The sequence below is a fragment of the Streptomyces anthophorae genome (assembly GCF_049310305.1).
GTDB lineage: Bacteria > Actinomycetota > Actinomycetes > Streptomycetales > Streptomycetaceae > Streptomyces.
This window is the reverse complement of the sequence record NZ_JBLWQQ010000002.1, coordinates 104,034-127,057: the sequence shown is the minus strand read 5'-3', so window position 1 is coordinate 127,057 and position 23,024 is coordinate 104,034. Positions and strand designations below refer to the sequence as shown.

Below are 23,024 nucleotides of genomic sequence, written 5' to 3'. Positions count from 1 at the left end.
CGTCGCGGCTCCGCTGGACGGCGAAGCCATCGTGACGCAGCTGAAGCGGGACGGCGCCACCCTGTGGCTGGCCCCCGGAGAACGATGCCTACACCTCAAACGAGGGCATCGGCACCGGCATCCTCGGCAAGGGTGTCACCGTCCTGATCGGGCGTTCCCGCCTTTCCCGATGCCGCCGCCAACTGCCGGGCTACAGTCCGGCATGGGCATCACAGACACCTCCATCGCGGCAGCCTCAGCCCTGCTGAGTGGCGTTGCGGCGTTAGCCTCCTGGCGTTCGTCCCGCGAGGCGAACAACACCGCGGCGACGATTGCGCAGATCGAACGGGACCGCTGGCACCACGAACTGACGCCCGTTCTACGCCTCAAGCTCGACGAGGGCCACGGCCATCTCCTGGTCCGCTCCGACGGCCCCGCCAACCTCGAAATTGTGGAGGTGGAGCTGCACGTCAAGGACGACCGGGACCGCTCTCAGGACCCGGTACTCGCTGGAGGCGCATCACCGGAGGAGATCGCCGCAACAATCTGGGGCCCCTACCGCTTCCGGCCGGGAGTCGACGGAACTCTCCGCGAGGGGCGCATGGCAGGCGACTTCCGCCTGGACGTCGACGACGTACGGCGAATCGCCGTGGATCCGACCTTGAAACCTGCCTGGTACGAGGGCGTAGAAGGCGAACAACGCTGGCGAGATCAGTACAGCAACCACAACTTCCGGCTGTTGATCCTGTGTACGGCGCGCGGCTTCAACCCCTGGTTCCTCAGTGCCGAAGTGCCGCGGAACGGTGCGTGGATCCAGGCTGGCGTCCCTGTGTCTCTGCCCGACGACTAGCCAGCAGCGCGCCACGTGCCCCCGTACGCCAATGCCTCCGCGCAGTGCGCTGTCTCGCCTACGGTCAATGCCATGACCAGCGACGGCGTAGTGGTGGACGAAGCGGTCCGTGCAGCATGGGACTCCTACCGGGTCCTGGAGAAGCGGACGTCCGCTCAGGAGCGCCAGCAGGCGCAGCAGCGGCTCCAGGCCGCGATGGACTCCCTCGGGCGCGAGGAAGTTTCCCGGGGCACGGTGTTCCTGGTGGGGGTCCTGACCGGATACTTGATCGCCGAACACGCCGGCAGTGGCGAGGATCGTCTGGATCCGCTCAGCGATCTGATCCCTGCGGTGATCCGTCGGCTCCCCGCCTTCGAGAAGGCCGACCCGGAGCAGGTTCCGATGGCCACAGGTGTCCTCATGGCCGCCGCGATGGGTATGGACACCGTGGCCTGGCGCGACCGGTTCGGGCAGATCCCGGCGGAAGAGGCCCTGGTGCACAGCTTCGTGCTGTGGCTGCTCGCCGACCTCTTCGACTCCCTGGTCGAAATGCCCGGAGCCATCGACCGGATCATGCGGGAGACCTTCGATGCCATGACCGCCGAAGGCGGCTGAAGTTCGATCGGGTCGAGAAGAAGCGCCCCGCGGGCCCCAGCTCGCATGCCAGGGAACGGCGCTGTCGGCGCTGACCGAGCCGGGTGATGGTCAGGACGGACAGGTGGCGCAACGGCCGGTTCACCCAATACGCGAGGGCAGTTGGCCGGTGCGGTGGGTCGGGGTGTCCTCCCTCGGAACCGCTCCAGCAACATTACGCCGGCGCTGTCGGTCAGGATGCTGGTCGGGCGTTTCATCCTGGCCGACTGCTCGTCGCCCTATCTGGCGTGCGAGTTTCGCGGCTAGCGTGTCCCACCTAAAGCGTCGTTTTCACACTCATCGCCGTGGCAGAACCACACTTGCCGCTGCCGTCAGGCCAGAGGCCGCGATCGCTGAGGCCGTTGCGGTGACGTCCGGCTCCTTCGGAAGAAGGACTGTGATGACGACGGCTGCGCTGAGCGCGGCTATCGCGAGCGTGAGGGCGACGATCACTGGTATCCAGTGAGAAATTCCGCGAACCCTTGGTTCCACATCCGGAGGGATATCGGACATTGGTTTCCCTTCGACTCAGAGGTGTGCAGTTTTGACTGTGAAACAAAGACACGGTGGTAGCAGCCACCCTGTTGCCTTTGCCGGGTTGTGCCCTCTGTGGTGCCAATAGAAACCAGCGTCCCGCCAACTCTGAAATTGGCAGCAAAATGTATGAGTTGGCTATTCACTTGAGTCCCCATCATCACTTATCGCTAGTGATGGAGGCTCAACCCCGATTCGGCAACATCAGCCCCAACCTGAAAGGTCTACCATTCTCTACAACTTCCCGCCATCTTTGGGGAGTTCACAGTTGGTGGGTATGAGACGCCTTCTGGGTTGCGACTAGTTGGTCACCAACTTCAGCAAGGTGGTGACATTCCGGTCCTGTTTTCCTGTTCGGGCCTTGCTCGTGCGAGTCTCCGGGCGACACCGGCACCAGGCGCAGCGTTTTCCCTCTGTTGTACTCAGGCACTGTTCCGTCCAGGACCTGCCGCCCCAACGGCAAGGTCATGGATAATTTTCCGGAAAAAACACATGCTGTGATTCTGTGTGACCAAAGAGACCGGATTTACGGGCGAGTGGCGACCTCCTGAGTCACGGCCAAACGCTACAACTCCACTCAGCCCCATGGAGTTGTCGTGTAAGTGTTTATGTGACGCAACCAAGTGGGGATAACGGTAAGTGAGTTGGTCTCCAACTTGGCCGATCTGGTGCGATATTGGCTTCAGGATGGCCCAGGCTCAGAGGTGTGCCGTGCACGGCGCCGTAGCAGCGGAGTCGAGCAGTTCGTCCAGTGGAAGTACGAGCCCGACAGGCATCGTCGGGCTCGTACTCCTCACTTCCGGTGTGAAGACCAAGAATCCGATGTAGATAGGCGATGCCTGGCCTGCGGCTTCTTCCAGCAGGCGGCAGATCAGCCGAGCCAGACGATGTCCAGAACCGACAGGCGGCCCAGAGCCCCGTTGACGAAGTAGATGACGGATAGCTGGCCGACGGAGGCGATGCGTACATCCTCGCCCTCCGGGTCGCTGGTGTCCCACTGCTGGAATCCCCACGGGTTCCCAGCAGCAGCGTCCAGGACGTCCCAGACCAGCTGCTCCGTGTGATCAGGCAGGGCGTCGAGCACTTTCGCGGCCGGAGGCGACAGCCGGACCGCGTACGGTTGCTGCCCGCTCACCGGTGCCGGTCGCGGAGCTTGGCCACGTCGATGAACTCGCTGTCGTCGTAGCCGGAGGCGACGAACGCGTCGACCGCCGGCGCTGCGGCGAGACGGCCCTGCCACTGCTGGACGACCTCGTACAGGGCGGCGAGGGAGAACGTGCGGCGCGACTCCTCCAGCGCGGCCGCCCACTCCCGCTCGAAGGCCGGTGCCCAGGTGTCGGCGCGCCGGTCGGCGCGCAGCTGGGCGAGGAGTTCGGCCGGCGCCCCCGGCGCGAGAGCGTACGTGGTGACGGGTGCGTGGTCGGGCGCGCTCATCGGGTCCTCCCGGCGGGTCGTCACCTCACCGTACGCGCGCCGGGTGGCGGTGGGGGCGGGCATGGGCAGATCCCTTCTGCCGCGTCAGAGGACGGGCGAGAGCTCGTGCGTTGGCTGCTTGAGGAACTGCTCGTAGGCCCGCTCCTGGAACCACCAGGCCTGCGCAGTGTGCCGCTTGGGGCGCCAGGGCCGCGGCTTGGCCAGCGTCTCCAGCTCGCCGTCGGGGTGCTGCAGGAAGACGCCGATGCCGTAGACGCCGAAGTCCAGCAGCTGCTCGGGATTGAGCAGGCGGTTCAGGGGCCCGGTGATGACGATCTGGCGGGCGCAGAACGGCGAGAACTGTGAGGCCGCGTCCAGCGCCACCCTGGTCGGGATGCTGGGGCGGACCGTGGCCAGCGTCACCCGGCAGGGCCGGGTGACGTGGCGGGTGACGTGTCCGTCGTCGACTGTGCAGATCCCGGCCGGGGCGCGCCGTACGTAGGCGCGCTGGTGGTCGGTGAGGTCCGCGACGGGAACGGGCAGGCCGTGCGGGAGCGCCATCAGGACGTCCAGGCCGCCGAAACCGTAGCCGGTGGCGACACCCAGTCCTGCGGTACGACGGCGCTCGTGCTCGGTGTCGTCGATGTCGAGCTGCAGCTCGGCCTGCCCGAAGCCCGCGGAGGCGGGGACGATGGCTATCACCCCTCGCTCCTTCGCAGCATGACAACCCGGGTGAGGGCCGATGCGTTCTCGCGTACCTGGGCGTCCTGGAACTTCCAGGTCGCGGCCACGGAGTTGAGGAGTTCGGCGATCGCGCGGTCCTCAACGCGGGGGGTGCTGCTGAGGATCCGGTCCACGGCGGCGGGGATGTGCACGGGCGGCGCACCCTGCTCCTCCTGGCCCGCGTTTCCCTGTTCGGGGTCGACGCCCAGGACCAAGCGGTGCCGGAGACCGTCGCGGGTCTGGACGGTGAGGGCGTCGTCGTTCGGCGAGTCCGGGGTGGCTTCCACAAAGTGCTGGTGGTTGAGGATCGCCGCAGCGACGGCCTCGATCAGCAGCGGCTCGGGCAGCCGGTCGTCGTCGGTGGGCTCCGCCTCGTTCAGCGTCAGCGTGTACGCCGCGCCGGACGCGGTGGTGAAGTGCACGGTGTCGTAGCCGGCATCCCCGTCTGCGGAGTGGATGTGCGGGCTGCGGCGCAGCGCGTCGGCGCTCGGGGTCGTGGTCCGCATCGAGCAGCGGGCTCTTGTCGCGGTCGATGAGATTCACCGCGGCGGAAAGCGCGATGCCATTTGAGTCGACGGACGGGAATTCAGAGGTCATGATTTCTTGATCCTTCAGTAGTCGAGATCCAGATAATCGATGTTTTTGATTTCGACGTCCGACAGTCCCATAGCGCGGCTTCCACCGTCCTGGAAATAGACCTCTTTCAGTCCTTCGGCGATGATCCCACGCATCTGCTGGTCGTCCGCCCCGGCGTCGCGGGCGTCGAACAGGCGCTGCGCGTAGTCCTCGGGGAGGCGCACGGTGAGTCGCCGGAAGCGCCCGTCGTCAGTCGAGCCGGCCGAGGAGGTGTAGCCGAACTGGGCCCGGGTCTCGACCGTGATCCCGCCGCCAGTGGCGGCGGCCTGGCGCTGGCGGCGCTTGCGGACCTGGGGCTGCCACCGCTGCCGCACCACGTCGTCGATCTTCGCGGCGACGTCGTCACGGGCGTGCTTGCGCGCCCCGCGGCGGTAGCGGTTGACGGAGTCGGCGGTCACCCCGATCTCGGCAGCGACGGCCTTCGCGCTGCCCAGCTGCTTGAGCAGGTAGTTGATCCGGCCCTTGAGCGTCTTGGGCGGTTCACGGGTGAAGGCTTCCCGGTCGGCGCGCTCGATCGCGTCGTCGATCTCTCCCACGGCTCTACTCCCCGTCCTCGAGGACGACGTCGCCGCCCTTGATGTGGCGGGCCGGGTTGAGGCCCTGCTCCATCAGGTCGACCGCCCACAGCATCGACTGGACGCCCTCCAGCTTCGCCAGGCCCGGCGTGGGCCCGAGACGGAAGCCGCCGGGCTGCGGCTTGCCGGACGCCGCGTACGGCAGGAAGTCGAGCGGGCTCTCGCCGGGGCTGGGGTAGACGACGCAGTCGGACAGCACGGCGAGCGGGAACAGCCCGGTCATCTTCGCCATGTTGTTGAGTTTGCGGTGCATGTTGACGCGGGCCTTGGAGATGACGGCGGCGCGGATGTCGGGGCGCCAGGTCGGCCGCTCCAGGGCCGGCCACCGCTCCCCTTCCTTGTAGTGCCGTCCCTGGGGGCGCTCGCGGAGCTTGCCGATGCCACCCTTAACCGTGGCCTTGATCGCGGACAGCACCGCGGCCAGGGCCGGGTCGGTCTGCTTGTGCTGCTCCATCGCGGCCAGGAACTCGGGGTCGGTGAGGTCCTTGGTGACGCCGAGGTCGGCGAGCGTGTCGACGTAGGCGCTCTTGAGGCGGTCGTGCCACGGGTCCAGGTACGCGCCAGTCTCGCGGCGCAGGAACGCCTCGATCGGATGCACGTCGTAGCCGAGCTCCTGGGCGTAGGCGACGGTGTGCGTCTGGTACCAGGCCGGGCCCGTCGGGCGGGATCCGTCCGGGGTGAACGGGCTGGGCAGCCGCTCATCGAGCTCGATGTGGGAGAGGTCGACGAGCCAGCTGCCGGGGATCTTCGGATTGAACGCCGGGGCGTGGAAGTGGTCCGGGGCGCTGAGTCCGACGACCAGTCGGGCCGCGGCCGCCAGAAAGGCGGTGTTCAGGTCGAGGCCGACGGCGAAGGGCTTGTTGTCCTCATCGCCGAGGGTGTCCACGTCCCGCACCCACTGGTAGGCCTCCTCGTTGAGGAACCCGCCCGTCCAGCCGGAGTTCACCACGACGGGATGCTCGGCGGTGGCCTCCGGCGGCGCCGGGTCCATCGGCTGCGTGCCGAGCGAGCCCGGGTTGTGGCTGGAGATCCAGTTCCCGGTCGTCTCGTCGCGCTCGGGCTTCGTCGGCGGGCGCAGCGCCGTCATCAGTTCCAGGCCCGAGACGGCCGTGGAGCCGCGCGGGGTGATGACGCGCTGGGCGTACACGCCCAGGACGCGGGCGATGTCGGCCGGGTGCATCTCGGCGACGCCGGGCCAGGCCCGCTCATCGAGGGCGTCCCACGACAGGATCGCCAACTGCACGCACTGCCGCTCACGGCCCTGCGCCTTGCGGTAGATCCGCGCCCACGGTCCGAAGCCGCGCTGGGTGAGCTGCCACTTCGCCTTCGCCACCTGCTTCACGACCGGATGGTCCTCGGGCAGCCGCAGAGAGCGGCGCTGCTCGTGGCCCTCCAGGCGCTCGGGCAGCCCGAGCTTCACGGCGGCCGCGGCGGTGAGCACGATCAGCGGGTCGGAGTCCTTGCCGTAGCGGTTGAGCTTCGCCGCTCCCAGACCGGACTCGCGCAGCGTCCATTCCACGAGCTCCACCACCGTGGTGGCCGGGCAGTCCAGCACGATCCCGTCGACGCCGTACGCGCAGCCGTCACCGTCCAGGACGGCGAGCGGGCCGTGCGGGAACCGCGGGTCGAGGGCGGGCTTCGCCGCCTTCTTCGCCGCAGGCCGCCGTGACGACGAACCCGGGCGTGCGGCGCGTTCCGGGGCGGGCTGCTCAGCGGCCGGCACGCTGCTTTCCGGGGCGACGGCCGCGGGGGCAGCGGTGGGGCCGGTGAAGGCGGCCGGGGTCGCGGGCTGCGGCACTGCGCTCGGCGGCGGAGTGGGAGCGGCGGGGCCGGTGTGCGCGGGGTACTTCTCGGCCCAGCCCTTCAGCAGCCGCTGATAGGCCTCCAGGCGCGGGGACTTCGGCTCGGAGCGGCCGTTCTCGTAGTTCTTCACCGTCTGCGTCGACGTCTTCAGTGCCGTCGCGAGACGGGCCTGGGTGATGCCGGCGGCCTCGCGCAGCCGGGCACGTTCCGCCGGGGGCGGGAGCTGCGGCTCCTCCTCCAGCAGGGCGTCGATGTTCGCGAACAGCTCTTCCTCAGATGCCATGCGTCTCTACCTCCACCCCAGACACTAGCATCTCTTAGCCTTGCCTTTAACCCATTCCTTTAACCCGTTCTGATTCATCGACGGGTGTGAGGTGGACGTGCGTGTCGGGTCTGGAGCTCGCTGTCCCGTGCCACCCAGCCTTGAGCGCGCGCCACGGATGTTTGATCAGATCAGATACGGCGCGAGCTCTCATCACCGATCCTTCATGAGGAGGTGGAGCAGTGTCACAACCGCGACGCCCGTCATGAGAGCGGCGCCGAGCACGGGGTTCTTGAAGGCGGCATAGGTGGCCCCGCCCCCGATGAGCAAGAGCAGCACCGTCCGCTGATCTATCTGACCGCCCATGGATCCGAGCCCTTCTTCTTGGTGTGCTTCGGGTTGAACAGCACCTGACGGCCCCGACTCATCGCGTTCCGGCCCCATGTGTGCGCTGGCCGAGGTACACGCTGCAGGTGGTCGCGGTCCTCGGTGCCCCACCCCAGGCCGCCTTGATCGCGGAGTACTACTACCAGTCGCCCTCGACGATCCGTTGGTCGTGGCAGTCGGCTATCCGCAGGCAGTCCCTGGAATGCACGGCTGCCCCCGGCTCCTTTTCAGCTCTTCCGTGAAACCTCTAGTCGGCTCCGGCCACTCAAACTTCGATGACACGCGATCAAGGTTCGGTGGCACAGGGCACTCGCGGGAGAACGGGTGACGCTCTCCGCCTCGGCAACGCAGCGAGCGGTGAGCCGACTGGTCATCGAAGGACAGGACCTCGCGCACGATGCCGGGGCGCTAAAGGAGCCCGAATCCCGCCGTCTGCTGCTCGATGCGACCGCCGGAAACCGGCACCGCATCCGAGCACGTCGTGACACGCTGTCCGTCACCACCGCACGGCACCACCAGGGGGGCAGGGTGTACCAATTTCCCGATGGCATCACCGATCTCGGGCCGGTCGAGCCCCTGGAATGGGAGACCCTCCAGACCTTGAGCCTGACGTGCACCCTGTCCCAGGCGCAGTGGCGGGCCGCACAGGCAGCGACCCATGTCACCGACGTTCAGATCGAACTCCTGGCCAGCCCCGCAGGGGAAGCCGTCCCTGTGCTGTACGCCCACACCGTCAAGGAGCTCGCAACCCTCGCCTCACGCCACGACGACCAGGTCAGCGCCGTCGCATGGCGCCACGCCAGCGCCCGCCTCGTGCTGGGCATCAGCCTCCTGGACCGGCTGCTGCGCGGCGCCCCGCCCCTGACCGTCAAGACCATTGGCGACCTCGCAGCCGGCGACCCCACCCTCGGCCTGCTCCAGGACCTCCTGGGTGAACCCCTCGAGCGGTGCTCCGCCATCCGTACCGACCTGCCGCCGTACGAAGAACGCGCGGAACTGCGCGACAGGCTGGCAGCAATCATTTCCTTCGCCACCGAGGACCACGACAAGGTCCGCGAGCGCCGGCTGGGCGACAGGCCGCAGGACACTACGTGGGACGGGCTGCTGGAGGCGGCCTTTAGCGTGGGCGAGCAACTCCCGTACGACATCTCCTACTGGCTCGGCCACCGCGACGAGTGACACAGCGCCCGTGGGCATTGACGACGGCCAGGGAAAAGCTGAAGGCCCTCACCAGATGGTGAGGGCCTTCAAAGTCTGACCCCGGTCGCGTGACGTAAGTCAGAGGCTGAACCGGGGAATCTGTCGCCCATGATACATCAGGGGTGTGCAGCTACAACCGACCGCGACGCAGCTGAGCCTTCTCGAACCGCTCATCTCCCGGCCGCGCCTGGCGCCGTTCCTCGCCGCCACAGCCACGCCCGAGGCGGCGATGGAGCTGTACCTGTGGAACGTGCGCCTGTCGGCAGCGTTCAGTGAGGTGATCGCCCTCGCCGAGGTCATTCTGCGCAACGCCATGGCGGAACAGCTGGCCGCTGCCTACGGGGCCACCTGGTACGCGCGCGCCGAGCTCTTCGACGACCGCACCATGAACGGCTTCAGGACCACCTGGCGCAACATCAGCATGCCCACCGATCCGAAGACGCGAAAGCCGGCGAAGAAGACCCTCCGAGACGTCCCGGCCGGGAAGATCGTGGCGGAGTCCACCTTCGGCTGCTGGGTCAACCTGCTCGACAGGGGAGGCGCCCGCGGAGACGGCCCGTACCTCAAGAATGTCGACTACGACTCAACGTTGTGGCGCAAGGCCCTCCATAAGGCCTTTCCGAACAGTGGCGGCAAGCGCACCACTGTCTTCACCACGGCCAGCCATGTGCGGTGCCTGCGCAACCGCACCGCCCACCATGAGCCATTGATCGGCGGAATCCCTCTTCCGGGCCAGAACGATGCCCGGGGCCGGACGAGGCGGCTGGCCCTTGCTGACGCCCACGATGAGGTCCTGCGGCTGGTCGAGTACATCGACAAGGACGTCGCGTCCTGGCTCGGGCAGATGAGCCGCGTACCTGAGCTCCTGAGCTGCCGGCCATGACCGAGGACCAACCGGGGGGGGGGGGGGGGCACCTGGCAGCGCTTCGCCCCGCTGGATAACCAGCGGGGCGAAGCTCACCCGAATTCGCCAACAGCGTCCGTAAGCCGGGGCGGGCATCGACGTATGTGCGGCGGGTTGCGAAACCCGGGATCGGCCGACGACGGCGACTTCGATCACGGCTCGGCAGCAGGGTGGAACGTCATGACCTGCTGCAAACCCCTCAGCAGCGCCTCAAGGATGGGCGACACTAGTCAGGCCCGGCGGGGAAGGGGGACAAACCCGTGACGAGCCCCGCCGGGCCATCGACGACAGCGGCCGCCATGGCGGTCACAGGTCGAGGACGGCGCTCAGGGCTGAGCTGATCCGGCCCATCGCGTCGGGGCCGACGTCGCCGTGCAGCGTGGCGCCCTCGAACCGCGTCGCCACCGTGAGCTGCTGAAGATTCATCGCGACGGCGGTGCGGTGCACAGGCCCGGTGATCTCCACGGACATCACGGTGTCCGGGTAGCGGCCTGCCGGGTGCAGCACAATCGCGAGGACGGCTCCGTACGCGTCGTCGAGGCTGGTCAGGGAGACGACCAGGACGTCCCGGCCATCTCCGAGAGTCCACACCTGGCCGCGCTTGATCTCCTGACTCACAGACTGTCGCCCTCGCCCGCGAGGTCCTGGCCCGCGCCGAGGCCGGCGAGCTGCCGCGCGGCATCCAGGGTGGCGGCGCGGCGGGCAGCGCGCACCACGTAGGCGTTCACGGACATGCCGGCCGCGTCGGCGGCCTGCCGGATCGAGGGGGCCAAGTCGTCAGGGACGCGGAGCGTCATGGGGGTCACAGCAGCCATGCCACCACATTAGCCACCGCGTAGTGGTGGCGTCATGGGGTTGAGGCGGGATACGAGCGCGCGGCCGGTGGGGCGTCCCAGAATTCTGGAACGCCCCACCGGCCGCGCGGCAGCCGACGCTCAGGGCAGCGGCAGCGCCGGCTTCTCTCGGGCTCCGGGTGCCCTGCTTCTCGGCAGGGTCCGGTACGGGCTAGGAGTCAGGCTGGTCGAGGGTCATCGTGAAGCTGAGGACCGGGGCCTCCTCGTACTTCGGGGGGAATCTCTGGGTCAGCTTGAGAAGGGACGCGGCGTCCATGTCCACGTCGTTCTGCTCGATGGTGATCACGCCGCCGTCGCCACCCTTGTAGGTGCTGCCAGCCTTGACGATCGCTTCAGCCTGCGGGCCGGAGACGGTCAGGGAGGAGGTGATGTTGTTGAAGTCGTCCCCGACGTCGCCCGTCTCGGTGAGGGCCTTGCTGCGGCCGAGGAACTCGGCGTCCTCGTACAGCGTGACCGTCCAGCCCTTGGGGACGGTCACGGAGCTGATGAAGTTGTCGCCGCCCAGGGCGCTCGTGTCGTAGACACCGGGCTTCAGGGTCTGGCTCTTTCCCTTGCCGCCACGTTCGCTGTGAACGATCACGCAGTCGTCGGCCATGACAATCCCCTCGCACTAGAAGTTGATCAAGACAAAGCCGACGGTAGGCAGCAACGACGCAGGTGGCGGCGGGTTCGCCCGACACTCACTCGTACGGGCAGGGGCGAGGAAACGTGTGCGGAACGTTCTGTGCCGACGAACCTTGAGCGCGTGTGGTTCCTTGGATCTGAAATCGAACATCTGTTTCCATTGGGCGTTATGGAGACCCAGACGATTCCGGACGATCTCGTGCGCACTCAGGTGGCCGCGCTGCGCATCTACGAGGCACTTGCCCACGCCGGGGGCGGCAGGTCGCAGACCGAGCTGCGCCGCCGCCTGGTCCAGCTCACCGCGCGCGTGGACGCACACCCCCACTGGCAGGGACGCACTCCCCCGGCGAGCGCCCGCGCCGAGGTGCGGCGTCTTGCCCGCGCACGCATGTCCGCACCGGAGACGGACCAGCCGTGACGTCTGTGCAGCGCCGTACGCGGCCCGCCCACGGCGCGGAGGCGGTGACGTGGCTGGAGTCCCAGGAACCGGCGCAGGCGCCGCCGTGGCGCAGCGACACGGGGCCCGAGCCGGTCGTGTTCACGTGGCCGCACGGCGACCGTCCCGCGATGTGGGTACAGGTCGGCCCGGTATGGCGCTACGCCCCCGTGACCGGGCGGTTCGAGTGGGTCGACGGCAGGGTGTCGTACGCGGTCGAGGTGGCGCTGGGCGAGCGCGGATCCAGCCGCGTGCACCGTGCCTACTGGTGGCCGAGTGCGAGGCTCCGGCCCGCGCACGGGAGCCGGGTGCCGGCGTCCTCGTCGGGGCGGCGCGGCGCGTACGGAGCGATGCCCGCGCTGCACGGCGTCCGGTCCTCCCGTGAGGCCCGGACGGGCCGGGCGCGGCGGGACCCCGGTCCGCCGCAGCACGGGGGATGACCACGACGGACCGAGGCCCGCACCGTACCGCCCAACTCCGGGGCCCGCCCGAGGAATCGACCATGACGCCGTGCCGTCACCATCGACCCGACAAAGCGGACATCGTTACGGCGCCGCGTCATGGTCGTCTACGCCGGGCGGGCACGCCGCCGCTCGCGGTAGGCGGCCTGGCGGCACTTCCCGCTGCAATACCGGGCGGTCGCCCGCCGCCACGTTCCGACCCCCAGCACCACGCGGCAGCTCGGCCCGTGGCACCTCTGCCACGCCAGGAGCCGCTCTTGCCGTCCGGTGCTCGTGCGCAGGAACTCCGCCGCCGACGCGTCGATGGTGACGGTCATCAGGTTCCAGGCCCGCTCACGCCGCTTGCGCATCCGGTACGCGCCCGCCACACAGTTGGGCCCGCAGTACCGGCGCCGCGACGACGCGCCCATCGGCAGCGGGCGGCGGCACCGCCGGTACTCGCACCGACGCCGCCTCAACTCGTCGGACACCACCAGAGTCACCTCCAGGGCCAGCATGACGGCGCACACCGCAGCAACTCCCCCGCACGCATGAACTCCCGCACTCAGTACGGGAGTCGCGTCAAACCGGCCGGGGCCCGCGGCTCCTTCGCCACTCCCCCATGTCGACCACCTCGGCCACGGGCGCTTCCGGGGCGCCGTCGTACGGGCCGGGACGCCGATGGGAGCGGTACGGCCGCCGGCACTCGGCCGAGTGCCCCCCGTATCTCGTCGGCCGGCAGTACGGGCACGGCGGCTGCGGCTTCCCGTCTGTACGGCGGTGACGCCCGCTCCCGACGCCCTGCGGCATGTACTCGAAGATCACGTTGGGACAACCCGTGCCACGCTCCGAAGGACACGGCGCCCGGTCACGCGGACAGCCCTCGGCGCGCGGCATGGGAACGGCCCCGGTCGAGGCTGCCCGCGAGCGGATCGCGGCCGCGCGAGCGACGGCCCGGGTGTGAGCGCTGTGCCGCGTCCGGGTGGGGCGGGGCGTACGGAACGATGCCCGCACTGCACCGCTCCTCTGGGAGGATGGGCGCATGACGGAGACGACGACGGACGAGCGGCTGCGCGACCTGGAAGCGGAGGCCTTCCGCACCGGCCGCACCCTGGCGCAGCACAGCGAGGATCTGAAGAAGATCGCTGATCGGCAGGACACCGCGTCGGACCAGCAGCGCACGGCCTTCGCGAACATCGACTCGCTCGCCGACGCCATCGGCGCTCCCGGCGACCGGTCGATCACGCAGCGGCTCGACTCGATCGAGGACCAGCTGGGCGACGTGACCCGGATGCTGCGCGTCCTCACCAAGGCCCAGGGCATCGACCCGGACGCCTGACCTTCACACCTCACTGGTCGGGGCCCGGCGCGCGACAGCGTGCCGGGCCCCGACCCGTTTCACCTCACGACAGCGAACGGCCCGCCGCAGTACGGGGGATGCCCGCGGCGGGCCGAGTAGCCGCACCATATAGCCCGAATCTCGGCCATCCCGAAAAACAGGACCCCTGCGTTCAGATACTCCGTATGCCCCGAAGGGCGTCGCTGTGAGTCCCCTCGGGATCCGGTGCCACGCGCCCCGCGTTGGTGATCCAGGCGTAGCCGCCGCCCACGCGGAACGTCCAGCCGCCCGGCACGGGCTCGAACCCCTCGGCCTCCGGCCAGACTTCCCGCGCACGCTCGATCGCCGCCGCTTAGTCCACGGTCCACTCCCGTCGTCAGGCCCCGGAAAGTCCCGGTTCATTGGGTGCCCGTCACTCCTGTCGTCGTTCGATGGCCCCCTCAAGGGACCGGCGACGCCTGCCGGTCGGCGCCCGGGCTGCTGTCGGTGCCTGTCGCTACGCTGTGGGCAGCGGCAGGACGCGCACGCCGCACGTCATGGTCACCGGCGCCCACGCTGCCCGGTAGACGGCCAAGGCCCCCCGGGAGAACGTCCCGGCGCGGGCCCGCGGAGTTGCAGCACGTACGTACGACCGTTTCCGTCCGGATGTCGATGAGCCCGGCGGGATGCGTGGGGTCCCGAGAGAGGCTGACATGACCAAGCGCGGACCCAACGGACCCAAGTCGCGTGCGCGCGCCCGGCAGGAGCGCGACGGCATCAAGTACACCGCTGCTGCCGCGGCGTGCCCCGACCGTCTCGCGGCCGGACTTGCCGCCCGCAGCGGCGGGGCTTTGACGGTAGAACAGGCGACCCGGCGCCTCGACCTCGGCGGACAGGAGTACCGCCAATTCCTCGAGCGCGGCCTGCAGGGCGTCGCCGAGGCTCTTCGGGCCGCACTCGAAGTTCCCGAGCTGCACTTCAGTCGCCCGGCCTCGCTGGGCGACGCCCTGGCGGCGCTCGATCGCCATGCGGTCGGCCCGGAGGCCCAGGACGTGGCCGGCCTGTACTGGACGGGGCGACACAGCGAAGCCGTCTCCCGGATCTGGCAAACCCCGCACACCGCTACGGAAGCCGCGGTTGTCCAGGCGGAGGTGGACGAGGTCCTGCACACGACCGTTGCCGTGCACGAGTACCTGTGGCCGACCTGCCACGACACCGATCCCTGGCACCCACTTCCCGGCCTGCCGGATCAGAGCCGTAACGGCGCCAGAAACTGATGGAGCACGCGGTCCTGCTGCGGCGCTCGGGCGCCATTCCAAAATTTTGGAATGAACCCGCGCGTCCCCGCCCGGCCCTCATAACGGAGGCTCGCGCTCACGGCCTCGACACGAACCACGCCCGCCGCAGCTGCGGCGGGCGGAATCGTTCTCCGGCACTGGTTCCCAATCACGCGTCCGGGCCACTGCCGTGCCCTGAACCGCCCCCGGCGCATCGCGCTCTGTTGCCAGAACGGCGAGTACGCCAGGCTTGGGTCCGCCGAAAGATCAACGGGAGGGGACGGCATGGCCTACGAGGACCGCACGTACCACGGCATCAAGGATGGCCCCGAGACTCCGCGGGGCGACGAAGAGGAACGGAAGCCTACCCAGATCCTCGTCGAGAGGCCCGAGTTCGGACCCACCGAGCGTAAGTACGACGTGACGGTGCTGCGCGAGCTCGCCGAGCCGAAGGGCCACGGTTTCGGCTGGGGATACAACGGCGGCGGCACCAGCGCGGCGGCCGCCGCGATCCTCGCCGACGCGCTCGACCTCGGCGACCCCGAAACGTGCGGCATCGGCTTCGTGTCGCCCTATGAGGACGGCGTGCTGGCGCAGCTGCGGGAGGACTTCTGCGACGACGTCCTGTCCCAGCTCTGCGACCAGTGGCGTCTACGTCGCGGCGTCATTCTGCGCTGGTCGCTGGCCTGGTACCTGCAGCGCGGCATCACCGACCTGCCCGCCGCCCTGACGGAGCTCCCACCGCTCCAGAGCCAGACCTCCTGATCGTGGGATCGGCGAACACGGCGCAACCGCGCCGCTCCTGGTGGGGCCGCCTGGCCGACGCCCTCCACGGTCGGGACACCGCGGCGCCCGCCCCGCCGGCTGTCCCGTTCAACAGCCTGGAGTGGAAAGTGGACCCTGACACGGAGGACTGGTCGTATCTGCCGCCCAGCTCTCCGGCCGGGCTGCAGGAGATCCGGGTCTGCGCGCCAGACGGCTACGACTTCGCCCGCCTGGTCTGGCAGTCCTGCGGGGTCTGCCGCCTCGGGCTGATCGCGAAGATCAGGGTCACCGAGCCGTGGCAGCGTCACGGATACGGCTCCCGCATGGTCCGCCTCGCCCTGCGCGACTGTGACGGGTACCGGTGGACCACGACGCCGCAGTCCGAGGACGCCCGGGCGTTCTTCCCGGTCCTCACCGCGGCGACCGGCGTCGCGTTCCCCCGGGACTCCGAGATGTGCGAGCACATGCGGCGGCGAGAGCCCCGGCATGACTGGTCCGAGCAGCGGATCGATCCACCGTCCGGATAGCTCACCGAGAGGCGGGGTCCGACGCGCGGGCCCTGCCTTACCGGACGAGACAGGACATACGCCCCGTATAGCTTTGCTGTATGGAGGAAAAGGAAGTCGCGCAGGAGAAGTGGCATGCCCTCACCGAGCAGGTACAGAGGGAGGGGCTCACGTCCGTGGGCGAGACCGCTGTACATGACGCAGTCGTCCGGGTCGCAGCCGCGCACGGCATCGACCTGGTCCCCGTCGACGTGTGCACCGGTCGCCCGCTGCAGCCCCCACCGTCATCCGCTTGAACAGTCACTTCCCGATGAAGCCCTTGGGCTTCCGGCCGCGGAGAAGGCCAAATGGGCCCCAAGGAGCTGGGCTTCGCCGCATGGAGCGGCTGACAACTGATCATGCGGTGGGGGTGGATCCGTTCCATCGCATGTTGAGGTCGTCCAGGGCCGTCTTCTGACGGGGGCTGAGCTGGTCGCTTCGAATCCGTTTGTTCGCCAGCCACATGCCGAGCCGGAAGCCGTCCTCGTCCACGCCGTCATCGGTTTGACCAGCCACTTTCACGTACTGGGACTCTTCGCCTTCCGTATCTGTGGCCCGGCTCAGCGCGCAGGCGAGTAGGGTCCTCGCGCATGACCGACGAGACTTCCCCCCTTCGCCGCAAGCCCCCGCGCCCCAGGCCGCTGGCCGAGGAGGTGCGGCACGCCCTGGCCAGCGTCGGCCTGCCGGGATCGGACTCCGCCGAGCGCGACCGTGCGCATGGCGTCGTCATCACCGGCGCGGAGGACAGCGCCGTGTTCGTGGAGTGGTTCACCTCCCGCACCCTGCGCGAGACAGCGGCCACCGAGCAGCGTGAGGCGATCGTGCAAGGCCCGGCCGCCGTTTTGCACCGGGAGGGCCGCCGCAACATGCACCACGCCATCGCCGCCGTCCTGCGCGGGTACGGCGACTTGAAGGCCGACGTACTCGAAGACCAGGGGGTGCTGGTCAAGCGCCTACCGGTTCTCCCGGCGCCCGAGACCCCGGTGGACCTACCGCTCAGCGTGGGCGAGGTGCTTTCCCAGGCGCCCAAGCCGATGCGCGGATTCCTCACCTCGGAAGACGACGAGGACAGCAGCCAGTAGCCCCGCCCAGGATCAGGAGCCGGGTTCGTCGCGGACGGGGGCGGTCCGCACCTGAGCGAGCCGGTCCCTCTGGCAGGTGAATTGCGCCGCGTTGATGACCTGTCCCCCGATCGGTGTTCTCCGTGAACGTGTTCTTGTCCTCCTGACTGGCGCCGAGTACTAGAACTAGCTGAGCACGGCACTCTTCCCCAGGTCACGACAGGACTAGCCCACCGGGAATCCGAGTTCGAAAGTGCTGATTTGCTGACTCTCACCCGTTTGTTCCTGGTTCTCCGTGAGAGTTGAGATGGCCCCAGTACCACCGAGCTCCACCGCCCGTGTGCCAAACCCTGCGTCCGGTTCCCGCGTTGCTCTTGAGTCGGTGGATCCACACGTGTTCTCCCGGCTCTTGGAGGCAGCGTGGACAAACCGCTTCATGCCCCCCGAGGTCGCTGCCGAGGCCTCCGCGCGTGGAGGGTCAGGACGGCTCGGGATCAAGGACCTGCGACTGCTGTTGATGCGGGCGTCGGCTCTCCCCTCCGCCCAGTCAGCCGTGGCCGGTGCGTGGGCAATTGTTTCGGCACGCCCGGAACTGGCCACCTCCGTGCTCCATACGCACTGCCAAGACATTGGCTCTCCATCGGCGTTCGTGGTGCGCGAGGTGCCCACCGGGGACCCTCAAATGTTCAGCGCTCAGGCCGGGTGGCTCCATCCCGGTGCGAATGCCCACGGTGCCGTCGTGACGCGGCCCAGCCGGAAGGCGGCCCATCAGGGTGCGGCTGTGAGCCTGCTCGGTCACCTGTGCGGGGCCGAACTGGTCGAGCAGGACAGCACACTGACCGGATGGGAGCCCGCGGGCCGCTTCTCATCGGCATCGCCGACGTCTCAAGCGAGGGATCTGTCCTTCCCGGCGCGCCTTCGAGAGGCCCTGGATCGGCCCCAGGTCGCGTCGGCGGAAGTCGCCGAGATCGTGTTGCGGATCAACACAGGCGGGCTGATCCCGCGCGACCTGCACGCCGTTCTTTTCCAGGCCCGGGCCGCAGCATGGCAGCCCGCACGTGAGGCAGCCTTGGCCGCGGCGGCCGACCCCGGCGTCGCCGTCACCCTGCTGACCCTGCATCAGCAATTGCGCCACGACCCACCGCCCTCCTACACGGAAGACGTACGCAAGGGCGAGACGCCACTCTTCAGGCAGCGAGCTACCTGCGTTATCGAGGGGGCGCAGGTCAGCGAGCTCGGGCCGTGGCGCAACAACAAACGGCAGGCCCGCGGCGCAGCCGCCCAACGGCTGCTGGCCCAGCTCGCCGGCTTGCCGGTTCAAGCGCCATTGCCCACGCAGGCCAGCGGACCAGCGGCCGGCCCCGCGCCGAAGAAGGAGCCGCTGGAGCAGCTGAAGGAGTTGGCTGAGGCCGGTGGGATCAGTGACCTCGTCTTCAAGGGCATGCCCAACATCACGGGGCTGGAGCCGTTGTTCGTGAGTGTCGCCGCCTGTGTATGCCGTGGTGAGCTGCTCACCGCTACCGAAAGGGGGCTGGGCCGCTCCAGCGCCCGGGCCTCGGCCGCTCGGCAGCTGTTGGATGCGGTGACTCGTACCGTGAAGGCAGGTCGCCGAGTACGCCTTGGTCGTATCCCGGTTCCTGACGTCGGCGGCAAGAACCCGCTGATGTTCCTGAACGAGCTCAAACAGACCGGCAAGATCAGCCACTTGAGTGTCGAGGACCCGGAGAAGGACACCGCGGGACTCTTCGTTGCCCGGGTCGCGTGCAAGGTGCAGTCGGAGTGGCTGGAGGCCGACGGCTTCGGATCCACGAAGCGGGCGGCGCAGCGCCGGGCCGCCGAGGCGTTGATCGAATTGCTGGCCACTCCCGTGGAGGGGCAGGACTGCGCTCCGGACGCTGCCGCCGCTGAGGATTCGGCGGCAGCGGTAGCTGCGGGCGCAGGCGTTGTGGGCGCTCATCGCAATCCGGCCGGGCCCCGCGCGGACCGTGATGAGGTGGTCGTCGCCGAGAACTCGCTCGTCGAACTGCTGCGCCAGGGCGTGGACATCACCATCGATCTGCAGGACGGCATGGGCCGTTTCTTGCTCTACCGGGCTGACGGAATCCCGGTAGAGGCCGCCTGCCACCACCCGATCCGGTGCTGCACCGCCCATCTTGTCCTGCCCGGTGGAGGTGCCGCGGTCGGTCCTCGCTCGGTGGAGTGCTGGCAGGTGCCCGTGCGGCTGCTGGCCAATGCCCTGGCCCGGACGTCCGACGGTGACAAGATCACCCCGGCCGTCCAGCTGTGGCACCAGGTGATCCAGTTGGGTCTGAGTGTGGTGGCCGACGGCCGCGTGTACCCGACCCTGGACAGCTTCGGTGCCGACGTGTGGCGCCTGGGCCCGCTGAACGAACACGAACGCACCCGCGTACGCCAGTTGCGCCAGGCCATGGCGCCTCCCGCGCACTGCGGGGCGGCCACCGACACTCAGCCCTATGCCCTGTGGGCCCCGCGCGTCGCGATCCGCGCCGGCCTCGATGCGGTTGCCGAGGCGATGCTGCGCGGCCCCGGGGCGTCAGCGGTCCTGGGACAGGTCCCGTTCACGGCTTCCGTTCCGCAGCAGCAGAGCAGTGCCGCCCTGCACCAGTGGGCCGATCGCGCCGCGGACGAACGCGCCGCGGCACCGGACGTCGACCTGAAGCTGTCCATCAAGGCGCCCAAGCAGGGCAGCCCCGACGACACGGAACTGCTGTGGGCCGAACTGCTGCTCGCACAGCCAAAGGAGGAAAGCCGCAAGCAGCAGCTGTTCCAACCGGCTGAGCAATTCGCCGGCGACGAAGCGCTGATGGGACACATTCGTCGGCGGCTGCGGCGTATCGCCGAAGTGTGGGAGCCGGCCGGCCGGCTTCTCGAGTGCCCCGTGCCAGGCCGGTTCACCCTGCTCGCCGGTGAGGCCGTCCTGCTGCTGGGAGCCACACGGGAACAACTGGAACGGGCCGGCCTGATGGTGCACTGGCACCACCAGTGGGCCGAGCGCCTGCGTACCCGCGCAGTCATCGGGGAACAGCCCGATGCATCCGCTGCCGTCCCCCGGCCGCGGTTCTCTCTCGACGACGTACTGGACGGCCGGTGGCAGATGTCGGTCGGGAACTCCGACCTTTCGGACGAGGAGATGGACGGCCTCGCCCAGGCGCCGAGACCGCTGGCCAAGGTCCGAGACCAGTGGGTGATGGTCGACGAAGACACCGCCCGCCGCGCTGCTGACCGCCGTGTCGGCCCGATCTCCTCGGACCAGGCGCTGCGCGGCTCCTTGACCGGTCGTATCGACATCGACGGACAGGACATGCCCTGTGAGCCGGCGGCCGCCCTCGCCGACCTCGTGGAATTCCTACGCCGCGGCTCACGAACCACCCCCGTGGCCGCGCCAGGAGCCTTGCAGGCAACGATGCGCGACTACCAGCAACTGGGCCTGTCCTGGCTGGCGAACACCACCGACGCGGGCTTCGGCGCGCTGCTCGCCGACGACATGGGCCTGGGAAAGACCCTGACCGCTCTGGCGCTGCACCTGCACCGCCGGGACACCACGCCAGGCGCCACCGGGCCGACCCTCGTCGTCTGCCCGGCCTCCGTCGTCATCAACTGGGAGCGGGAAGTCCACCGCTTCGCCCCAACCGTGCCGACCCTGCGCTACCTGGGCGCTGACCGCACCCTCGAAAACGCCACCTCCCGCACGATCGTCATCACGAGTTACGAGACGCTCCGCCGCGACGTCGACCTGCTGGCACTGCTGCGCTTCGACCTGGTCGTTGCCGACGAAGCCCAGATGGTCAAGAATCACCGCACTGCGACGGCGCGCGCACTTCGCCGCATCCGCGCCGCCACCCGGGTCGCGCTGACCGGTACCCCGGTGGAGAACAACCTCACCGAGGCCTGGGCCCTCATGGACTGGCTCAACCCCGGCCTGTTCGGCACGCAACGCGTGTTCCGCGATCAGTTCGCCCGCCCCATCGAGGGCAACATCGCCGACACCGAACGAACCGCCCGGCTATCCGGTCTCATGAGCGCCTTCATGCTGCGCCGCCGCAAGAGCGACCCGGGCATCCTGACCGAGCTGCCGCCCAAGGACAGCCGGCCCCGCATCGTCGGCCTCAGCGAGGAACAGGTCCAGCTCTACCAACAGACGGCCGACGACACGTTCAAGGCGATCCGCGACGCCGAGGGGGTCCACCGCAAGGGTCTGCTGCTGGAGCTGTTCAACAAGCTCCAGCAGATCTGCAACACCCCAGCCCAGTACCTCAAAGACGCGCTGGACGATGAGTACAACCCCGAGCAGGCGGCATCCCGGTCCGGCAAGATCGGTGCACTCGACGACCTGCTGCCCACCCTGACGGGCCCCGAGACATCCGCGCTGATCTTCACCCGCTACCGGTCCATGGCCAAGCTCCTCGTACGGCACCTGCGCAGCCACGGCCTGAGCCCGCTCTACTTCAGCGGCGACATCCCCTCCATCCGCGAACGGCAGCGCATCCTCGATACCTTCCAGTCCCGCTCCGGCCAGCTCATGGTGATGACCGTCAAAGCCGGCGGCACCGGCCTCACTCTCACCCAGGCCAACCACGTCGTTCTCTTCGACCGCCCCTGGAACCCGGCCAGAGAGAACCAGGCCATCGACCGCGCCCACCGCCTGGGCCAGCAGCGCACCGTCACCGTGCATCCTCTCATCACGGAGAACACCCTCGAGGACCGAGTCGACGAACTCCTCAACCACAAACGGGCCCTGGCCGACGCCGTACTCGCCGACGGCTACTCCGCCCTCACCGAACTGACCGACGACCAGATCATCGACCTGATCGCTCTGGGAGCCCAGCAATGACCCCGAACACATTCGCCCACGCCTGGCAGACGCTCCTGAGGGCCACCGTCAACGACGAGTCCCTCTGGCTCGCCGGCCACAACGCCCTGTCCGCTGGCGGCCTCACTCATCTCGTCCTCGCCCCCAGCCGTGTCAACGCCACCGCCACCGACCGGCACCACACCACCCCGGCGCACCCCGTGATCACCATGCCGGTACTCAACGACACCCAGGCCACGGCCTGGCAAACAGCCTCCCCCACCTGCAGCCACCACCAAGCTCTTCACACCGGAGACCTCCTCGCGTGCCTGCGCGACCCGGCACACACCGGTGGCGTGCCCACCCAGCCCACGCAGGAGGAAATCTCTTTCCACTGCGATTGCGGCTCAGTGCCGTGCCAACACGTCGCCGCCCTCGCCCACTCTGTCGCCGCGCGCCTGACCACCAGCCCCGCCGACTTTGCCATGCTGCGCGGACTGCCCACCGCTCCCCCGCGCGGGGGCACCGCCGCCCGCACCGCCGAGCCGGTCGTCACCACCCGCACATCGCCTGGTGGGAGGGTCCACATCCCTGCCCAGCACGCATGGGCGTGGTACCGCGAGTGCGCCGAGCCGCCCCTGATCTCCCCCTACGTTCCCGAGACGGCCGCCGAACCAGCGCCGCCCATCCCGGCCGTAGCCGCTCCCCCCGCGCCCGCGCCGGGGCCGGAGCAGATCCAGGCCCTCATCAGCGACGCCGCGGCACGGGCACGAGCGCACCTGCAGAGCGCCATGCCTCTGGAGTGCGCACTGCACGAGGACGCGCTGCGTCTCGCAGCCACAGTCCCCGGAGTCCGGCTTCCCGACATCGCCGAACGCCTGGCCATCGACATCGCTGATCTACGAGAGCAGGTCTCCGCGACGACTGCCCGGGCCGACTCTGCATGACGGATGCTGCCGAGAGGTGTCGATGGACGGTCTTCGTCGGAAATGGCCCGACCGCGGCGCCTGCAGGTT

General features: G+C 68.9%; 24 protein-coding genes. 13 read left to right on the top strand and 11 right to left on the bottom strand.

Annotated features, from left to right (window positions below; translation table 11 throughout):
- Nucleotides 1-202 precede the first annotated feature (202 nt).
- Nucleotides 203-829, top strand: a complete 627-nt coding sequence (locus ACNYS0_RS43560; protein ID WP_422404975.1) for a hypothetical protein — start codon at nucleotides 203-205, stop codon at nucleotides 827-829.
- Nucleotides 830-901: 72 nt separating this feature from the next.
- Nucleotides 902-1,423, top strand: a complete 522-nt coding sequence (locus tag ACNYS0_RS43555) for an HAD family hydrolase (RefSeq protein WP_422404974.1) — start codon at nucleotides 902-904, stop codon at nucleotides 1,421-1,423.
- A 1,423-nt stretch (nucleotides 1,424-2,846) separates the two neighbouring features.
- On the opposite strand, the gene ACNYS0_RS43550 is transcribed toward ACNYS0_RS43555, so the two are convergent.
- From ACNYS0_RS43550 to ACNYS0_RS43520, 7 genes are all read right to left on the bottom strand, one after another.
- Entirely contained in the window at nucleotides 2,847-3,110 is a 264-nt protein-coding gene (locus ACNYS0_RS43550; protein ID WP_422404973.1) for a type II toxin-antitoxin system RelE family toxin, read from the bottom strand.
- Nucleotides 3,107-3,409, bottom strand: a complete 303-nt coding sequence (locus ACNYS0_RS43545) for a DUF6247 family protein (protein WP_422405063.1) — start codon at nucleotides 3,407-3,409, stop codon at nucleotides 3,107-3,109. Before ACNYS0_RS43545 ends, ACNYS0_RS43550 begins: the two co-directional genes overlap by 4 nt.
- An 84-nt stretch (nucleotides 3,410-3,493) precedes the next feature.
- A complete protein-coding gene (locus tag ACNYS0_RS43540) occupies nucleotides 3,494-4,090 on the bottom strand; it encodes a hypothetical protein (protein WP_422404972.1) in 597 nt (198 codons plus the stop codon).
- Nucleotides 4,087-4,617: a hypothetical protein gene (locus tag ACNYS0_RS43535; protein WP_422404971.1), complete on the bottom strand. Its 531-nt coding sequence runs from the start codon at nucleotides 4,615-4,617 to the stop codon at nucleotides 4,087-4,089. The genes ACNYS0_RS43540 and ACNYS0_RS43535 overlap by 4 nt, the downstream gene beginning before the upstream one ends.
- 105 nt (nucleotides 4,618-4,722) lie before the next feature.
- The gene (tpg, locus tag ACNYS0_RS43530; protein ID WP_422404970.1) at nucleotides 4,723-5,283 is read right to left on the bottom strand and encodes a telomere-protecting terminal protein Tpg; all 561 of its coding nucleotides are present in this window, start codon (nucleotides 5,281-5,283) and stop codon (nucleotides 4,723-4,725) included.
- A gap of 4 nt (nucleotides 5,284-5,287) precedes the next feature.
- Complete coding sequence (tap, locus tag ACNYS0_RS43525; protein ID WP_422404969.1) at nucleotides 5,288-7,408, bottom strand: telomere-associated protein Tap; 2,121 nt, start codon at nucleotides 7,406-7,408, stop codon at nucleotides 5,288-5,290.
- Nucleotides 7,409-7,600: 192 nt separating this feature from the next.
- The gene (locus ACNYS0_RS43520; protein ID WP_422404968.1) at nucleotides 7,601-7,753 is read right to left on the bottom strand and encodes a hypothetical protein; all 153 of its coding nucleotides are present in this window, start codon (nucleotides 7,751-7,753) and stop codon (nucleotides 7,601-7,603) included.
- 345 nt (nucleotides 7,754-8,098) lie between these two features.
- Here ACNYS0_RS43520 and ACNYS0_RS43515 point away from each other — a divergent pair, with 345 nt between their 5' ends.
- A complete protein-coding gene (locus ACNYS0_RS43515; protein ID WP_422404967.1) occupies nucleotides 8,099-8,953 on the top strand; it encodes a hypothetical protein in 855 nt (284 codons plus the stop codon).
- 145 nt (nucleotides 8,954-9,098) lie between these two features.
- Nucleotides 9,099-9,857, top strand: a complete 759-nt coding sequence (locus tag ACNYS0_RS43510) for an Abi family protein (protein WP_422404966.1) — start codon at nucleotides 9,099-9,101, stop codon at nucleotides 9,855-9,857.
- A gap of 327 nt (nucleotides 9,858-10,184) precedes the next feature.
- Here ACNYS0_RS43510 and ACNYS0_RS43505 read toward each other — a convergent pair whose 3' ends face one another.
- The 3 genes from ACNYS0_RS43505 to ACNYS0_RS43495 form a co-directional block, all read right to left on the bottom strand.
- Complete coding sequence (locus tag ACNYS0_RS43505) at nucleotides 10,185-10,496, bottom strand: hypothetical protein (RefSeq protein WP_422404965.1); 312 nt, start codon at nucleotides 10,494-10,496, stop codon at nucleotides 10,185-10,187.
- Nucleotides 10,493-10,693: a type II toxin -antitoxin system TacA 1-like antitoxin gene (locus ACNYS0_RS43500; protein ID WP_422404964.1), complete on the bottom strand. Its 201-nt coding sequence runs from the start codon at nucleotides 10,691-10,693 to the stop codon at nucleotides 10,493-10,495. Before ACNYS0_RS43500 ends, ACNYS0_RS43505 begins: the two co-directional genes overlap by 4 nt.
- A 190-nt stretch (nucleotides 10,694-10,883) precedes the next feature.
- The gene (locus tag ACNYS0_RS43495) at nucleotides 10,884-11,327 is read right to left on the bottom strand and encodes a hypothetical protein (RefSeq protein ID WP_422404963.1); all 444 of its coding nucleotides are present in this window, start codon (nucleotides 11,325-11,327) and stop codon (nucleotides 10,884-10,886) included.
- 198 nt (nucleotides 11,328-11,525) lie between these two features.
- On the opposite strand from ACNYS0_RS43495, the gene ACNYS0_RS43490 reads away from it, so the two are divergent.
- A complete protein-coding gene (locus tag ACNYS0_RS43490; protein WP_422404962.1) occupies nucleotides 11,526-11,774 on the top strand; it encodes a hypothetical protein in 249 nt (82 codons plus the stop codon).
- Complete coding sequence (locus ACNYS0_RS43485) at nucleotides 11,771-12,232, top strand: hypothetical protein (protein ID WP_422482939.1); 462 nt, start codon at nucleotides 11,771-11,773, stop codon at nucleotides 12,230-12,232. The genes ACNYS0_RS43490 and ACNYS0_RS43485 overlap by 4 nt, the downstream gene beginning before the upstream one ends.
- A gap of 128 nt (nucleotides 12,233-12,360) precedes the next feature.
- On the opposite strand, the gene ACNYS0_RS43480 is transcribed toward ACNYS0_RS43485, so the two are convergent.
- Nucleotides 12,361-12,762 carry a hypothetical protein gene (locus tag ACNYS0_RS43480; RefSeq protein ID WP_422482938.1) on the bottom strand — a complete coding sequence of 134 codons (402 nt, stop codon included), beginning with the start codon at nucleotides 12,760-12,762 and terminating at the stop codon, nucleotides 12,361-12,363.
- 512 nt (nucleotides 12,763-13,274) lie between these two features.
- On the opposite strand from ACNYS0_RS43480, the gene ACNYS0_RS43475 reads away from it, so the two are divergent.
- From ACNYS0_RS43475 to ACNYS0_RS43445, 7 genes are all read left to right on the top strand, one after another.
- A complete protein-coding gene (locus ACNYS0_RS43475) occupies nucleotides 13,275-13,571 on the top strand; it encodes a hypothetical protein (protein ID WP_422404959.1) in 297 nt (98 codons plus the stop codon).
- A 692-nt stretch (nucleotides 13,572-14,263) separates the two neighbouring features.
- Nucleotides 14,264-14,827: a hypothetical protein gene (locus tag ACNYS0_RS43470; RefSeq protein ID WP_422404958.1), complete on the top strand. Its 564-nt coding sequence runs from the start codon at nucleotides 14,264-14,266 to the stop codon at nucleotides 14,825-14,827.
- Nucleotides 14,828-15,112: 285 nt separating this feature from the next.
- Nucleotides 15,113-15,592: a DUF6166 domain-containing protein gene (locus tag ACNYS0_RS43465; RefSeq protein ID WP_422404957.1), complete on the top strand. Its 480-nt coding sequence runs from the start codon at nucleotides 15,113-15,115 to the stop codon at nucleotides 15,590-15,592.
- 128 nt (nucleotides 15,593-15,720) lie between these two features.
- Entirely contained in the window at nucleotides 15,721-16,119 is a 399-nt protein-coding gene (locus tag ACNYS0_RS43460) for an N-acetyltransferase (protein WP_422404956.1), read from the top strand.
- A 608-nt stretch (nucleotides 16,120-16,727) separates the two neighbouring features.
- Nucleotides 16,728-17,219: a hypothetical protein gene (locus ACNYS0_RS43455; RefSeq protein WP_422404955.1), complete on the top strand. Its 492-nt coding sequence runs from the start codon at nucleotides 16,728-16,730 to the stop codon at nucleotides 17,217-17,219.
- A 760-nt stretch (nucleotides 17,220-17,979) separates the two neighbouring features.
- Nucleotides 17,980-22,050, top strand: a complete 4,071-nt coding sequence (locus ACNYS0_RS43450) for an SNF2-related protein (RefSeq protein WP_422404954.1) — start codon at nucleotides 17,980-17,982, stop codon at nucleotides 22,048-22,050.
- Nucleotides 22,047-22,955 carry a hypothetical protein gene (locus tag ACNYS0_RS43445; protein ID WP_422404953.1) on the top strand — a complete coding sequence of 303 codons (909 nt, stop codon included), beginning with the start codon at nucleotides 22,047-22,049 and terminating at the stop codon, nucleotides 22,953-22,955. Before ACNYS0_RS43450 ends, ACNYS0_RS43445 begins: the two co-directional genes overlap by 4 nt.
- Nucleotides 22,956-23,024: the final 69 nt, after the last annotated feature.